The organism is Pseudomonas sp. PGPPP1 (genome assembly GCF_002255865.1).
Classification (GTDB): Bacteria; Pseudomonadota; Gammaproteobacteria; order Pseudomonadales; family Pseudomonadaceae; genus Aquipseudomonas; species Aquipseudomonas cremoris.
The window spans coordinates 1-1,009 of sequence record NZ_NKIG01000088.1 but is presented as its reverse complement, the minus strand read 5'-3'; the positions used below and the strand labels follow the sequence as shown (position 1 = coordinate 1,009).

Sequence of the window (1,009 nt, the reverse complement as noted above, 5' to 3'; positions counted from 1 at the left end):
TTGGCGGCATCAAGCTCAACTAGTAGCTCGTGGCATCTAAATCTAAAATCATCTATGTCTTCCATATACTCACCTTGCGACAGGTCTAGCCGGATATACCGGGTCATGCCCATTTTCGTAATGACAAGTCCCCAAAGACAAAGGTTCATTGAGCAGCCGAGTTTCTATTCGGCATGTTTTGAACAGACTGCATCGCACAGCAGCTCCAACAACTCATTCGCCAGGACCGCCGCTTCTTGTCGATAGTCGGTGTTCCAGCGGCACGACCAGTTATCAGGTTTTCCCTCATCCTCCCATTGCGCCAATGCAAGCCCGTTGAGTATTTCCAGCTCGAACCAAACACGCTGCCAAGCGACGGCGTCCTGGACTGACGCCGTGTCTTGCCATAGGAATTCTGTTTGCACGACAAATGCCGACCATGCAAACAGATCCTCTGAGGCTCGCTCACCGATCATTCGGAAGTATTTTGCGCTAGCCAATCAACGATTCCTTGTAGTCGTTTACCTGTTTAGTAAACGTCTATCCCCGGATAGAGATCCGCGGGTGGACGATAATTGGGGTTCTCAAAGCGGCTGTTCTCGTAATGGGTTTTGGCCGTCGGTCCATCGCCGTTATAGGTCACCTGCGGGTTTGGCGTGAGATGCCAACCGCTTCCTTCCTTGTCGCGCTCGATCAGAGATGCGTACAAGCTACAGTTGCCTGATGAGCCGGATGTCAGCCTGAACTGGTAATAGCGTCCGGCTTGGGGCGTGAACTTCGTCGAGACATAGCAGGAACGAGTGCGTGTCCCCTCCCAGAATAGATCCACTTGCGTTTCGATACCGGGTCGGATCTGCGTTTCGTAATAGTCCCATGTAAGGTCTTGCCCTGCCTTTGGCATGCCCACGTCCTGTGTGTGGGTGAACGGCAGGGGGCCGGTGCGAACGGCGCCGCCCGAACGTTTGCCGTTTTCGTATTGGTAAATTTCGGCGTGCTGCGTGTAGTCGACGATACGTACCCAGGCAGGGTT

Annotated in this window: 2 protein-coding genes; both read right to left on the bottom strand. The window is 53.4% G+C overall.

The window, feature by feature from the left end; all coding sequences use genetic code 11:
- Positions 1 to 164 precede the first annotated feature (164 nt).
- The gene (locus CFE47_RS31250; protein ID WP_371919444.1) at positions 165 to 479 is read right to left on the bottom strand and encodes a hypothetical protein; all 315 of its coding nucleotides are present in this window, start codon (positions 477 to 479) and stop codon (positions 165 to 167) included.
- A gap of 29 nt (positions 480 to 508) precedes the next feature.
- Positions 509 to 1,009: hypothetical protein (locus CFE47_RS31245; protein ID WP_236472874.1), on the bottom strand; the 501-nt coding region annotated here is incomplete at its 5' end.